Source organism: Chitinophaga agrisoli (assembly GCF_008386695.1).
Taxonomy (GTDB): Bacteria; Bacteroidota; Bacteroidia; order Chitinophagales; family Chitinophagaceae; genus Chitinophaga; species Chitinophaga agrisoli.
This window is the reverse complement of sequence record NZ_VUOC01000003.1, coordinates 531,640-544,976: the sequence shown is the minus strand read 5'-3', so window position 1 is coordinate 544,976 and position 13,337 is coordinate 531,640. Positions and strand designations below refer to the sequence as shown.

10 protein-coding genes are annotated in these 13,337 nt (G+C 51.9%); 3 read left to right on the top strand and 7 right to left on the bottom strand.

The window, feature by feature from the left end:
• Positions 1 to 73 precede the first annotated feature (73 nt).
• The 4 genes from F0L74_RS17645 to F0L74_RS17630 all read right to left on the bottom strand — a co-directional run bounded on the left by F0L74_RS17645 (position 74) and on the right by F0L74_RS17630 (position 3,495).
• The gene (locus tag F0L74_RS17645; protein WP_149839206.1) at positions 74 to 1,066 is read right to left on the bottom strand and encodes an alpha/beta hydrolase; all 993 of its coding nucleotides are present in this window, start codon (positions 1,064 to 1,066) and stop codon (positions 74 to 76) included.
• A gap of 157 nt (positions 1,067 to 1,223) precedes the next feature.
• Positions 1,224 to 1,772: a carboxymuconolactone decarboxylase family protein gene (locus tag F0L74_RS17640; RefSeq protein ID WP_149839205.1), complete on the bottom strand. Its 549-nt coding sequence runs from the start codon at positions 1,770 to 1,772 to the stop codon at positions 1,224 to 1,226.
• A 221-nt stretch (positions 1,773 to 1,993) separates the two neighbouring features.
• The gene (locus F0L74_RS17635; RefSeq protein WP_149839204.1) at positions 1,994 to 2,542 is read right to left on the bottom strand and encodes a carboxymuconolactone decarboxylase family protein; all 549 of its coding nucleotides are present in this window, start codon (positions 2,540 to 2,542) and stop codon (positions 1,994 to 1,996) included.
• 107 nt (positions 2,543 to 2,649) lie between these two features.
• On the bottom strand, positions 2,650 to 3,495 hold the full coding sequence (locus F0L74_RS17630; RefSeq protein WP_149839203.1) for an AraC family transcriptional regulator: 846 nt from the start codon (positions 3,493 to 3,495) through the stop codon (positions 2,650 to 2,652).
• A gap of 147 nt (positions 3,496 to 3,642) precedes the next feature.
• Here F0L74_RS17630 and F0L74_RS17625 point away from each other — a divergent pair, with 147 nt between their 5' ends.
• Positions 3,643 to 5,868, top strand: a complete 2,226-nt coding sequence (locus tag F0L74_RS17625) for an outer membrane protein assembly factor BamB family protein (protein WP_149839202.1) — start codon at positions 3,643 to 3,645, stop codon at positions 5,866 to 5,868.
• A gap of 18 nt (positions 5,869 to 5,886) precedes the next feature.
• Here F0L74_RS17625 and F0L74_RS17620 read toward each other — a convergent pair whose 3' ends face one another.
• Positions 5,887 to 6,099, bottom strand: a complete 213-nt coding sequence (locus tag F0L74_RS17620; protein ID WP_149839201.1) for a hypervirulence associated TUDOR domain-containing protein — start codon at positions 6,097 to 6,099, stop codon at positions 5,887 to 5,889.
• Between the two features lie 205 nt (positions 6,100 to 6,304).
• Between F0L74_RS17620 and F0L74_RS17615 the strand changes: the two genes are divergently transcribed.
• On the top strand, positions 6,305 to 7,492 hold the full coding sequence (locus F0L74_RS17615) for an acetate/propionate family kinase (protein ID WP_149839200.1): 1,188 nt from the start codon (positions 6,305 to 6,307) through the stop codon (positions 7,490 to 7,492).
• Between the two features lie 11 nt (positions 7,493 to 7,503).
• A complete protein-coding gene (locus tag F0L74_RS17610; protein WP_149839199.1) occupies positions 7,504 to 9,864 on the top strand; it encodes a phosphoketolase family protein in 2,361 nt (786 codons plus the stop codon).
• A 1-nt stretch (position 9,865) separates the two neighbouring features.
• Here F0L74_RS17610 and F0L74_RS17605 read toward each other — a convergent pair whose 3' ends face one another.
• Together F0L74_RS17605 and F0L74_RS17600 are read right to left on the bottom strand one after the other, a co-directional pair.
• Positions 9,866 to 11,005, bottom strand: a complete 1,140-nt coding sequence (locus tag F0L74_RS17605) for a vWA domain-containing protein (protein ID WP_149839198.1) — start codon at positions 11,003 to 11,005, stop codon at positions 9,866 to 9,868.
• Entirely contained in the window at positions 11,002 to 13,335 is a 2,334-nt protein-coding gene (locus tag F0L74_RS17600; RefSeq protein WP_149839197.1) for a DUF5682 family protein, read from the bottom strand. The genes F0L74_RS17605 and F0L74_RS17600 overlap by 4 nt, the downstream gene beginning before the upstream one ends.
• Positions 13,336 to 13,337 lie beyond the last annotated feature (2 nt).

The window sequence follows — 13,337 nt, the reverse complement described above, 5'->3', positions numbered from 1 at the left end:
ACAGTTGTTAGCCGTTAGCAACCGGCGCATATGCTTTCCGGCCACTAACGGCTAACTATGATGATCATAATTATTAAGCCAGGTATTTCTTCAACTCCGCAGCTGCATGTACAAACAGGGAGCGTACGGCGGGCAGTTCAGCCAGCGCATTCAGCAGGCCAAAGTCATGGATCATACCATTGTAACGGATGGTGGTCACCTTTACGCCTGCTTCATCCAGTTTACGGCCATAAGCTTCTCCTTCATCGCGGAGAATATCGTTTTCTGCTACCTGGATCAATGCCGGGGGCAGACCTTTCAGCTGCTCCACGGAATTGCGCAACACTGCCAGGTGCGTTTCTTTACGCTGATCAGGATCTTTAGTGTATTGGTCAAACATCCACTTCATCACATTGCTGGTCAGGAAACGGTCTTCTCCAAACTGGTGGTAAGATTCTGTTTCAAAGTTGGTATCTGTAACAGGCCACATCATGATCTGCAGCTTAATCTCCGGGCCGCCTTTTTCTTTAGCCATCAGCGCAGTTACCGCGGTCATATTACCGCCCACGCTGTTACCTACTACTGCCAGTCTTTTACCATCCACATTGAGCTCCTTACCATTCTCGGCTACCCATTTGGTGGCTGCATAAATTTCGTTAATAGCCTGCGGGTACTGCGCTTCCGGGGAAGGGGTGTAGTTTACAAATACAGCCGCTGCGCCGGACAGCACTACCAGGTCGCGCACCATACGCTTGTGAGTAGGATAATCTCCCAGGATCCAGCCACCGCCATGGATGAAGATAAACACAGGCAAAATGCCTGTTACGCCGGCGGGGCGCACAATATTCAGCTTTACAGTGTAACCGTCGCTGGTGATAGTCTTTTCAGATTCTTCAATACCGGAGAGATCAACGTTTACGGAGGCCTGTGCACCTATCAGCACATTACGTGCATCCTGCTTGGAAAGTGTTTCCAGGGGAGCGCCACCGGAATTCAATACTTTTAAAAAGGCTTTGGTACCACTGTCAAGGTGCGGGTCGGTGGCATAATTAACGGTACCGTTCTGCAAAGTGGATGTGTTACTCATGGCTATAATTTTTTATGGATTAAGGAGATTGGACGGGGCGGCTTGTTACGAGATCTTATACCTGCTGCACGGGGTCTTTCGGCCACAAAGATATAATAACAATACCGCCCGGTCAATACTTATGTTGGGGATTTGCCATTACTCCGGGAAGTAGTGATCAGGCATTCGCGGGGGTTAATGCAGGCGCAGCCGGGAAGTCAATGGGTACTTTGGTTACCGCATACAGCAGGTTGGTGATGGTTTTATCGCCAATGGCATTGATCAGGTCCACCAGGCTTTCGTTGGTATAACCAGCGGCAAAGAAGGCATCCAACAGGGCGGGCGCTGCATGGCCGCGTTTAGCGGTAAGGTCTTTAGCCAGTTTTACCAGCGCGTCTATCTTAGCGTCAAAAGGAGCCTGACCGCTGCGGATCTTGAGGATCTGGTCATCTGTTAACCCGTTCATTTTACCTATAGCGGTATGCGCAGCCAGACAATAATCGCACTCATTTACCTGGCTTACGATCAGGTTAATGGCTTCTTTTTCTTTTCCCCGGAAAGAGGTTTTAGCGTTGCTGAGCCCCAGATAAGTAGCCAGGCCATGTTCTGAATAGGCCATGGTAGCATACAGGTTAGGCACTTTGCCGATAGCTTTGGTCAGTTTGTCAAAAATTTCCTGGTTAGCGGGTGATACTGTCTCTTTGGTGGGTACATTGAACGTGCTCATTATCTTATTGTTTTTCGGTGTTATAGATGGTGATTATTTTAATATTATCAGGGGTATACATGAACGGATGTTGTAAATAATAACTTTTTGCAATTTGATGGGTGATTGACGGGGCGCTGATTACCGTATCTTATCCGGCAGCACTTGAGTCTTTGCGAAGGTAGAGTAACCATGCTGCCCCGTCAATTCATATATTGCGGACATACTTGCCTAAATTACCGTTAAGCGTGCGCATTTTCCAGTGCGGGCGCCACCGGGAAATCCATGGGTATCTTAGTGGCGGCGTATAACAGGTTGGTGATGGTCTTGTCGCCTATCACGATGATCAGGTCTACAAGGCTTTCGTTGGTATAACCGGCATTGAAGAAGTTATTGAGCAGGGCTTCATCTGCATGACCGCGTTTAGCTGTCAGGTCTTTGGCCAGTTTCACCAGGGCGTCCAGTTTGCTGTCAAAACTAACTTCACCGCTGCGGATCTGCAGGATCTGTTCGTCTGTAAAGCCATTCAGCTTACCGATCATGGTATGTGCGCTGAGACAGTAATCACATTCATTCACCTGGCTTACGATCAGGTTAATGGCTTCTTTTTCTTTTGCTTTGAAGGAAGTTTTAGCATTGCTAAGAGCCAGATAGGTAGCCAGGCCATTTTCAGAATAGGCCATGGTAGCGTACAGGTTGGGCACTTTACCCAGGCCTTTAGCTAATTTATCGAAGATTTCCTGGTTAGCGGCTGATACTGTTTCTTTGGCAGGTACTTGGAACGTTTTCATTTTATATCGTTTTTGACTTTTTGTTTGTCGTTATTGACGATGTAAAATTGCAATGTTTCCCGCCCTGTAAAAATGGACACTCTTCCCGAAGAGTTGCCGATTTTTCCCTAGACCTTCTGTAGGGCCTTTTTGAAGTCAGATGGGCTGATCTCTGTCTGGTTCTTAAAGAAACGGCTGAAATGAGCGGCATCCTCAAAACCCAGCTCCTGCGCTATTTCCTTGGCAGATCTATCTGTATAGTAGAAAAAACGTTTAGCTTCCTGTATAATCCGTTCCTGTATGATCTGCAGGGGTGAGCGCTGGTTATACATGGCAAACAGGTTAGAGAGCGTTTTAGGGGATTTAGCCAATGCATTGGCATAGAACTGTACCTGGTGCTGCTGTTTGTAGTTCTCTTCCACCAGCAGGGTAAACTGCCTTATTATATCCAGCTTGCTGTTATTGATCTTGGCGCCATCTACAAACTGTTTCCGGGCCAGGCGGGTAACTTTGATGATCAGCCTTACCAGGAGGGTCCTTAACATGGTGGCCTGTATATCGTCATCATCCGCCAGCTCGTCTTTGAAGATATCTACCATGGTGTGCATTTTATGCTGCTCCCTTTCATCCAGCTCTATGAACATATGGCCGCCGCCAAAGATGAAGCCTATACAGCTCACCTCTTTGTCATTGTCAATGATACAGTAAAAATCGCGGTTGAACTGCCACACAATAATATCCTCTGACCGCTCAAACCGGAAGCTTTGGTTAATGAGCAATGGCAGCACGGTATTGGGGGGAAAGGTATATCCGACCTCGTCTACGGTCACCTGTTGTGCGGGGCCGGTGTTCCAGGCAATAGTGAGGTATTTATCCTTATGGTCGCGGGTAAAGAAGTACCGGTCAAAATTTGGTTCATGTATGGCCAATAATAATTCGCCACCTACGGTGACATCCCTGAACATTAATTTCATGCTGCAAAATTCGTTTTTTGTTGCATACTGCGTATAGGGCAGTAAAAAATACCATGTTTTATACCGAAACCGATACAACCGGTCGGTGTTTTTTTGTAAAAAATGCCATATCTGGCGCTTATATTTGATAAGCTAAGTTATCCACGTATGAAAAGACTGTTTGCGTTTACCCATTGGTGTCTGATCCTGTGTTGCCTGGCCGCCTGCCGGCAACGCGCCTCACAACCTGATTACAGCGGATGGCCCGCCTATGCGGGTACCAACGACGGCAACCGTTACTCTTCCAATGACCAGATCAACACCGGTAATGTGGCGCAGCTGCAGGTAGCCTGGACTTACAACTCCCATGATAAGGATCCCGAGAACCATTCCCAGAACCAGTGTAATCCTATTATGGTAGACGGCATATTATACGGCACTACGCCCCGGGTAAAGCTCTTTGCCCTGGATGCGGCCACCGGCGCCGTAAAGTGGACCTTTGATCCCGCCATAATGGAAGATACTGCCAACAGCGATCCGTATGCCTTCTTTAAAGTAAACCGCGGCGTCATGTACTGGCAGGATGAAACAGGAACTGATAAACGCATCCTTTACAGTGCCGGCGGCAAAACATATGCTATCAATGCTGTCAGCGGAAAGCCTATTCCCGGCTTTGGCAAGGGTGGGTATATTGATCTTGCCGAAGACCTGGACCGGGATAAAGACAGTTTTAATCCTTTCATAGCCGCTACCACGCCGGGTATCATCTATAAAAACCTATTCATCATTGGTATGCGGGTAGCAGAATCTGCGGACGCCGCGCCCGGCCATATACGCGCTTTTGACGTGATCACGGGCAAACGTGCCTGGATCTTCCATACTATACCCCATCCCGGTGAAAAAGGGTATGATAGCTGGGAGGATAAGGATGCCTGGCAAAAATTTGGCGGAGCCAATAGCTGGGCAGGTATATCGCTGGATGAGGCCCGCGGTATCTTATACGTACCCACTGGCTCCATTGGCGGCGATTTTTACGGAGGTATCCGCAAAGGCGCCAACCTGTTTGGTAATTCGTTGCTTGCGCTGGATGCCGCCACTGGCAAATATATCTGGCATTACCAGTTTGTGCATCACGACCTATGGGATCGTGACCTGGCCGCTAATCCCAACCTGGTAAGCATACGGCACGAAGGTAAGCAGATCGACGCTGTGGCGCAGATCACCAAACATGGTTATGTATTTGTGTTTGACCGTACCAATGGCCAGCCTGTTTTCCCTATCAATGAAACGGCCGTACCGGCTTCTGATCTGCCAGGGGAAGCGGCCTGGCCTACACAGCCCATTCCTACCCTGCCGGAACCTTTTGCCCGTCAGCATTTTGACTCCACGGACGTATCCGGGCTTACGCCCGAAAAACATGCGGCCTTAATGGAACAATTCCGTAAAGTGAAATATAATGCTATGTTCACCCCGCCCAGCAAAGCCGGCGTATGGATCTTCCCTGGTTTTGATGGCGGCGGCGAATGGGGTGGCGCTGCCGTAGACCCCGAAAGCGGCATCCTGTATATTAACAGCAGCGAGCTGCCCTGGTCCCTTACGATGATAGATATGCCGGAAAAGCAGGCAGCGGCCGGGGCCTCCCTTACTACTACCGGCAGATCCGTTTATGGCAAGTACTGCGTATCCTGCCATGGACCGGAGCTCAAGGGCAACGGCAGCTCCTACCCTTCCCTGGTGGATATACAGAAAAAGTATACCGCTACCCAGATACAGGAGATCATTAGCCATGGCAAGAACATGATGCCCGCCTTTAAAATGGAGGCCGGCGAACAAAAGGCCTTACTCACCTTCCTGCTGCACTTGCAGGAGCAGCAACCAGCCACGCCGGCCACTAAAAAAGACCTTCCCAAAGAACCAGGCACAGTGGATAGTATGCGGGTGAAGAAAAGCATCCTGGACCAGGTGCCTTATACCATGACCGGTTACAACCGCTTCCTGGATAAGGACGGCTATCCGGGTATTAAGCCGCCCTGGGGCAGCTTAAACGCGGTAGATCTTAACAGTGGTAAATTATTATGGAAAGTGCCATTAGGCGAATACAAAGAATTAAGCGCTAAAGGCATGCCGCCCACCGGTACAGAGAACTATGGCGGGCCATTGGTCACGAAAGGAGGCCTGGTATTTATTGCTGCTACTAAAGATGAAAAGATCCGCGCCTTTGATAAGGTTACGGGCAAGGTATTATGGGAAGCGCCCCTGCCGGCCGCAGGGTATGCCACACCCGCTACCTATACCGTAAATGGCCGTCAGTATGTGGTAATTGCCTGCGGCGGCGGCAAGATAGGGAGCAAGTCCGGGGATAGTTATATGGCGTTTGCCCTGCCGGGTAAATAGGTTATTCCCGGCCAAAGGCTAATGTTTCTTTTGTAATGCACCGGCTTTATGTGCAGCTGTTTCCCCGCTTTTATCGCTTTTCACTTCGTATTGCGGTTCCTCTTTGGAGGCGCGGTGTGTGACGCCTTTAAACTCGAAATCTTTGGTATGCACCCGGATCACTACGCCATCGCTGGCGCCTCCGGAGGAATTCCAATGCACATGGTCGCCTTTTTTTAATTGCTTTTCCATGATCTAACTGGCAAAAAAACCGCGCCAGTATTGGCTCGCCTCGCGGCCTGCTGCATACCTGCTGCATTTTATGGCCAAACTGTAGCCCTTTGTAGACAATCTTTCGCTGTAAACAGCAGGCTGAAGGGCGGGAAATCAATGCCGCTACAGCGGCTGCATCCGGCGGCTGCGGAAGGCATATTTTTTGGCAACATTGAATGTTGCTATGGAAAAAACAACCCCTGTCATACTAACCGTTAACTGCGGCTCTTCCAGCCTAAAGTTTGGTCTGTTCAGCCAGACACATCCGCCGGCCGCCCTGCTTCTGGGGCAGGTACAGCATATTGGTAAGGATAATAGCAGCGTACAGGTAAAAGATCCCAGCGGCGATGTGCTGTATACGCATGAGGAGCAGATACCTGACATGGAGGCCGCTGTTAAACAGCTGATGTATTTATTGGAGAAACGTTTCCGCCAATACACCGTCGGGGCCATTGGTCACCGCATGGTGCAGGGTGGTTTACACCACATGCAACCCGAGCAGGTAACGGATGAGCTGTTACAATCCTTAACTGCGCTAATGCCTTTAGCGCCGGAGCATCTGCCGGCAGAGCTGGCCGCCATACGTGCCTTAATAAAACAGTTTCCTCAGGCGGCCCAGGTGCTGTGTTTTGACACCGCCTTTCACCAGCATCTTCCTTTCCCCGCCAGGTATTACGCCCTGCCACGCGACCTGTGGAAAGAGGGCCTGGTACGGTACGGTTTCCATGGTCTTTCTTACGAGTATATCATGCAGCAACTGCAAATGATAGCGCCGGAAACGGTGCATGGCAGGATCATTATCGCGCACCTGGGCAATGGCGCCAGTATGGCCGCTGTACACCAGGGCCGCAGCATAGATACCACGATGGGACTAACCCCAGCCGGCGGTTTGGTCATGAGCACCCGCGCCGGTGATATGGACCCCGGTGTGGTATTATACCTGCTGCAGGAGAAAAATATGGATGCCGCCGCGCTTAACCGGTTACTAAATAAGGCATCCGGCCTGAAAGCTATCTCCGGCGGGGAAACAGATATTCAGCAACTGCTGGCTGCGGGGGAGGATACCCAGGCCACGGAGGCCATCAGCTATTTCTGTTACCAGGCCCGCAAGTTTGCCGGCGCGCTGGCAGCTGCCCTGGGCGGACTGGATACCTTCATCTTCACGGGTGGTATTGGCGAACATGCAGCAGAGGTACGCCGCCAGATATGCGAAGGCCTTGCTTTCCTGGGCATGCACCTGGATGCCGGCCGTAACGAGGCACAGGCAGCTGTGATCTCTGCCGCGGGCAGTCCGGTAACCATACGCGTGATACCTACCAATGAGGAACAGATGATCGCACAACATACCCTGCAATGGCTGCAGGATCACTAAAACAATAGCATATGCCTACTTTATCACCGCAGCAGCTCGAACAAATACACCGGTACTGGCAAGCCAGCAACTACCTGGCAGCCGCGCAGATCTATCTGCAGGATAACCCACTGCTGAAGATGCCTTTGCAGGCCAATCATATTAAACCCCGGTTATTGGGGCATTGGGGCACCTCTCCCGGATTAAACTTCATCTATGTGCACCTAAACCGGCTTATACGGGACACGGCCGCCAATATCCTTTACATATGTGGACCAGGCCATGGCGCGCCTGCCATGCTGGCCAACGCTTACCTGGAAGGCACCTATACGGAACTATACCCTGCCGTTACACAGGATGAAAAGGGTATGCGCCTTTTCTTCCGGCAGTTCTCCACGCCCGGCGGTATACCCAGTCATGTAAGCGCACACACGCCGGGTTCCATTCATGAAGGCGGTGAACTGGGTTATTCGCTTACGCATGCTTTTGGCGCTGTGTTCGATAACCCGGACCTGCTCGCAGCTTGTGTGGTAGGTGATGGAGAAGCAGAAACAGGGCCGCTGGCCGGCAGCTGGAAATCTATCCAATTCCTGAACCCCGCACGGGATGGAGCAGTATTACCCATCCTGCACCTGAACGGATATAAGATCTCTGGCCCTACGGTGATGGCGCGTATGCCGGATGAGGCGCTGGAAGCCCTTTTTCGCGGGTATGGTTATGAGCCGCTTTTTGTGAACGGCCTGGATCCCCTGCCGGCGCATCTTGCCATGGCCAATGCGCTGGATGAGGCGTATACACGCATCAAGACTATACAGGATATTGCCCGCAACCAAACGGAAACAGGCGGGCAATTGCTGCGCTGGCCATTGATCGTATTGCGTACGCCAAAAGGGTGGACGGGCCCCAAAGAATGGAAAGGCAAACAGATAGAAGGCAGTTTCCGTGCGCACCAGGTGCCCCTGATGGACGTGAAAAAAGATCCCGCCCAACTGGCCTTGCTAGAGGAGTGGTTGCTAAGTTATGCACCAGACACCCTGTTTGACGCCAATGGCCAACTGATACCGGAACTGGCCGCACTGCCGCCGCAAGGAGATAAACGGATGAGCGCTAACCTGCACGCCAATGGCGGACAACTCCGGCAACCTTTGCAGCTGCCGGATTTCAGGGAATATGCCTTACCGTTAGACGCGCCCGGCATCACTACCGGAGAAAGCACGGTGCAGCTTGGCAAATACCTGCGCGATGTTTTTGTGCTGAATGATAAACAACAGCATTTCCGTTTATTCTGCCCGGACGAGACGAACTCCAACCGCCTGCAGGCCGTATTTGAAGCCACCAACCGTTGTACCATGGAACCGGTGTTGGGTACAGATGATCATTTGTCGCCAGATGGGCGCGTTATGGAAGTGTTGAGCGAACATCTTTGCCAGGGCTGGCTGGAAGGTTATCTGCTCACCGGCCGGCACGGCATTTTCCCCTGTTATGAAGCTTTTGTAACGATCGTAGACTCCATGTTCAACCAGCACGCCAAATGGCTTAAGACCTGCCAGGAGCTACCATGGCGGCACTCCATTGCTTCCCTTAACTACCTGCTTACCTCCCATGCGTGGCGGCAGGATCATAATGGCTACAGCCACCAGGGACCTGGTTTTATTGATACTGTAGTAAATAAAAAAAGCTCTGTGATCCGTATTTACCTGCCGCCGGATGCTAACTGCCTGTTATCCGTAATGGATCATTGCCTGCGGAGCAAAAACTATGTGAACCTGGTAGTAGCCGGTAAACAACCGGAATTGCAATGGCTGGATATGAAAGCTGCGGAGCGGCACTGCGCACAGGGTGCTTCTGTATGGGAGTGGGCAGGCAATGATGAGGGACAGGCGCCGGATGTAGTGTTGGCTTGCGCGGGAGATGTACCCACGCTGGAAACTGTAGCGGCAGCCTGGTTATTACGTAAACACCTGCCGGCGCTGAAGGTGCGGGTGGTGAACGTGGTGGATCTTATGTCTCTGTCGCCACAGGCCTATCATCCACATGGCTTACCGCCGGAAATGTTCACACAGCTGTTCACAGATAACGCACAGGTGATCTTTGCTTTTCATGGGTACGTGCGCATTATCCATGACCTGGTGCATGGGCGGCCAGACCCGGCCCGTTTTCATGTGCGTGGTTTTATAGAAGAGGGAACTACCACCACCCCGTTTGATATGGTGGTGCTGAACAATATGAGCCGGTATCATCTGGCCATGGAGGCCATCCGCCGGGTACCAGCGATACAGGCGGAGGCAGCAACTGCATTAGCGTATTTTAATGCGCAGCTGGAGAAACACCGCACCTATATACGGGAACACCTGGAAGATATGCCGGAAATAACAGATTGGAAATGGGAGTAGATCACTTTTTCAGCACCAGCTCTTCCTTCGCGGCCCATCCTGCAATATCCTGTTTACCCAGCGCCGCCGCCATCAGGTCCGGGAACTTATCCGGCGTACAGGCAAAGACAGGTATACCCAGGTTAGAGAAGAATTGTGCGTTATCATGATCATAAGAAGGCGCGCCATCATCATTTAACGCTAATAATACGATCACCTGCACGCCGGCAGTGGCAAGCTCCACCGCGCGTTTGCGCATTTCCACATTGCTGCCGCCCTCGTATAGGTCAGTGATCAGCACCAGCACCGTATCCAGGGGCCGGGTGATCAGCTGACTGCAATAGGTAAGCGCGGCGTTGATATCTGTACCGCCGCCCAGCTGCACACCAAACAACAGTTCAACAGGATCAGTTAATTCTTCGGTGAGATCTGCCACTACGGTATCAAACACCACCATCTTTGTTTTGATGGCAGGTATAGAGGCCATTACGGCGCCAAAGATACCTGAGTATACCACAGATGTGCCCATGGAGCCGCTCTGGTCTAAACACAGCACTACATCTTTCAGCGCGGTCCTTTTATGGCCATAACCTATTTTGGTTTCGGGGATAATGGTCTTATACTCCGGCTGGTAATGTTTCAGGTTCGTGCGGATGGTGCTGTGCCAGTTTATTTCGTGATGGCGTGGCCGGTTATTACGCACGCTTTTATTAAGACTGCCGGTAACCGCCTGCTGCATGGGTTGCGATAATTTCTTCATCAATTCGTCCACCACTTTACGCACTACCTGCCGGGCCGTATCTTTTGTTTTATCCGGTATTACGCGGCTCAGGGTCATAAGGGTGGCTACCAGGTGCACGTCTGGCGCTACGTTTTCCAGCATCTCTTTCTCAAACAACATCTGTGTCAGGTTCAGGCGTTTGAGCGCATCCTGTTGCATTACCTGTACCACCGTATTGGGAAAGAAGGTGCGTATGTCGCCCAGCCAGCGGCTCACGTTGGGCGAAGAGGGGCCCAGTCCGCCACGGCGGTCATTGTCATACAGCGCTTCCAGTGTTTTATCGATCTGCAGGTCCTGCGGATCCAGGGGAAAACCGGTGCCGTCATTATTGTTACCACCCAATATCAGCCGCCATTTGCGGATATGTTCTTCGTTGCTCATGATGGATATCCTAATAATTGCATTACCACCGGCAGGCTTTGCTGCGCCCGCGCGGCGTTGAATGAGTCATTTGCCTGTTGTATCGTTACAGCGCTGCCGCCGTCGCCCTGTTTTACCTTCTCTCCCAGCTTCCTTCTTTCAGCTGCGGTGAAGTTGGCAAAGGTCCTGCGCAGCAGGGGCAGCACCTCTGTAAAGGTATCCCCATCCAGCTGGTTTACCCAGCCATCGATCACGCCCCACAGGTTATTATCTACCAGCAACAGGGTACCGCTGCCTTTCAGAAAACCTTCCAGCCAGGCTGCGGCCATGCCAGGCGCTGTAGCGTTGGACATGGCGTACCAGAATACTTTCACCAGCTCCTCCCCTTCAAGCAGCTTATAGTCTGCCAGCAGGCGGGTACTATAGCCGCTTATCACCGGCGATGTTTGCGTACTGCCGGCAATGGCGCGCAGCATTTGTTGCCACTGGGTAGTGATATCCGGCTGCTGTAGCAGGTTGATGGCATCGTTCATTTTAAAGAACAGTTCCAGCAGGGCGGCCGCTGCGTCATCTGCCACTGCCGTACAAGCATTGGGCAGGCTGATGCAGATACGTGCGATCATGCCCGTTACGATCTCCGTTACCAGTGCGGCGTCTGTTTTACGCACATTGCCATACCGGCTGATGCTGACCAGGGAGGGGATCACTTCCATGAGCTGTATCACATCTCCGCTGGCAGCGGAGAGGTTATTGAGCTGGTGGATCAGCACTTCCACAGCCTGCGGCAGCTCTGCGGGCATAGTGGCCTCCAGCAGGCGGCCCACTATCTGCAGCGAATCCGTTTCCCGCGCCTGGTGTATTACATACTTAGCCGCCGCTTCTGCTGCGGTATTGCCCCAGGTACCTTTCTCAATAATATCTATGGTAAACCCGGGATCCCACTGCAGGCGCCATTGTTCTTTAAAGGTGCCTTTGCCGCTTACCTCGCTTTTATGGCCCCATTTGAGGCCCAGCAGCTGCAGGCGGTGCAGGAATATGCTGCGCTCCAGGTCGTTCTCCTTACGCAGGTCCAGCGTATAATCCTTCCATTCTGCAGTGGCGGGTAACCGCAATCGCTTCTGCAGTTTTTCAATATCTACCTGCAAAGGCGGCTTTGGTGTATCCGCGGGTACATTACCCATTTTATTGCTGACGATCAGCTGTTCTTCTATCAGCCGTAACAGGATAGATTCGCCGTTACACAGCACGCTGAGGGTAGCTTCATTCAGCTCCTCCAAACCGGCCTTGGGCAGGTCCCGCAGCGATGCCAGCGATTCTGCCAAACGCACGGCTTCTATCACATGGGCAACAGAAGTATCTATATTCTGCTGGCGGAACAGTTTGGCCACGCCGGCCATCCACCGTGTACCATCGTCATTGGGATGATGCCAGATATGTTCATACCAGCCGGGGGATTGTATGCCGGCGCCATAACCGCTAAAATAACTCAAGCGGTTATAGTTCCAGGGCGTCCAGGTGCATTCAACTTTTACTTTTGGCAACCCTTTCAGCAGCTCGTTATCCGCTTTCTGCGAAGGCATGTCCTTAAGGGCAGGCGCATGCCAGGCGCCGCAGATCACGGCTATTTCAGGGAACATTTCCTTTTCTGCCTGCCGTATCACTTTACGCATGTAGGCCTCACGCAGTTTTTCTTCCTGGTCATTGCGCTCCGGCAGCGTATCACGTAAGGCTTTCATGGCTTCATGTACGGCCTCAAATACCTGTTCATTGGCCAGGCGGTGCTCAAACATATGTTCCCACCACTTGTCTGTATTGGCATAACCGGCCGCCCTGGCCAGCCAGGAAAGGGAATCGCCGTGGTATTCATCTTCTGTCAGAGTTGTTGCCGGCGCTGCCACATCTGTCTCTTCTCCGGCATTATTGATCCCTGCTACCGTTGTTGCATCGGCGTCATTGTCAGGCAGCAAAGCACTCTCTTTCTCCTTCCCTTCTTTTTCTGCTGCTGCTTTTGCGGCTGCTTCCTGTTCCTCATCGAGGGCAAAACGATGCGCCAGGGGCAGGTCCATAAAGCGCACATGGATATTATTCCTGCGGGCATATTGGATGGCCTGCCACTCCGGAGAGAACTCCGAAAAGGGGTAAAACACTGATCTGCGGATATTATCCGTCTGGTAGGCCAGTATGGCCACCGGCGGTTGCATCTCTGCATGGTTAGCCCATTGCAGGATGCCGTCTGCATCCGGCGGGCCCTCTACCAGTACAATATCCGGTTTCAGTTGTTCCAGGAACTGTTGTACGTTCCTGGCCGATCCGGGTCCATGATGCCGTATGCCTAATATATGCGTAGCCATTG

Excerpts from the sequence above, each read along its gene's own strand:
- F0L74_RS17645 (WP_149839206.1), bottom strand. The coding sequence starts at position 1,066 with ATGAGTAACACATCCACTTTGCAGAACGGTACCGTTAATTATGCCACC.
- F0L74_RS17640 (WP_149839205.1), bottom strand. The coding sequence starts at position 1,772 with ATGAGCACGTTCAATGTACCCACCAAAGAGACAGTATCACCCGCTAAC.
- F0L74_RS17635 (WP_149839204.1), bottom strand. The coding sequence starts at position 2,542 with ATGAAAACGTTCCAAGTACCTGCCAAAGAAACAGTATCAGCCGCTAAC.
- F0L74_RS17630 (WP_149839203.1), bottom strand. The coding sequence starts at position 3,495 with ATGAAATTAATGTTCAGGGATGTCACCGTAGGTGGCGAATTATTATTG.
- F0L74_RS17625 (WP_149839202.1), top strand. The coding sequence starts at position 3,643 with ATGAAAAGACTGTTTGCGTTTACCCATTGGTGTCTGATCCTGTGTTGC.
- F0L74_RS17620 (WP_149839201.1), bottom strand. The coding sequence starts at position 6,099 with ATGGAAAAGCAATTAAAAAAAGGCGACCATGTGCATTGGAATTCCTCC.
- F0L74_RS17615 (WP_149839200.1), top strand. The coding sequence starts at position 6,305 with ATGGAAAAAACAACCCCTGTCATACTAACCGTTAACTGCGGCTCTTCC.
- F0L74_RS17610 (WP_149839199.1), top strand. The coding sequence starts at position 7,504 with ATGCCTACTTTATCACCGCAGCAGCTCGAACAAATACACCGGTACTGG.
- F0L74_RS17605 (WP_149839198.1), bottom strand. The coding sequence starts at position 11,005 with ATGAGCAACGAAGAACATATCCGCAAATGGCGGCTGATATTGGGTGGT.
- F0L74_RS17600 (WP_149839197.1), bottom strand. The coding sequence starts at position 13,335 with ATGGCTACGCATATATTAGGCATACGGCATCATGGACCCGGATCGGCC.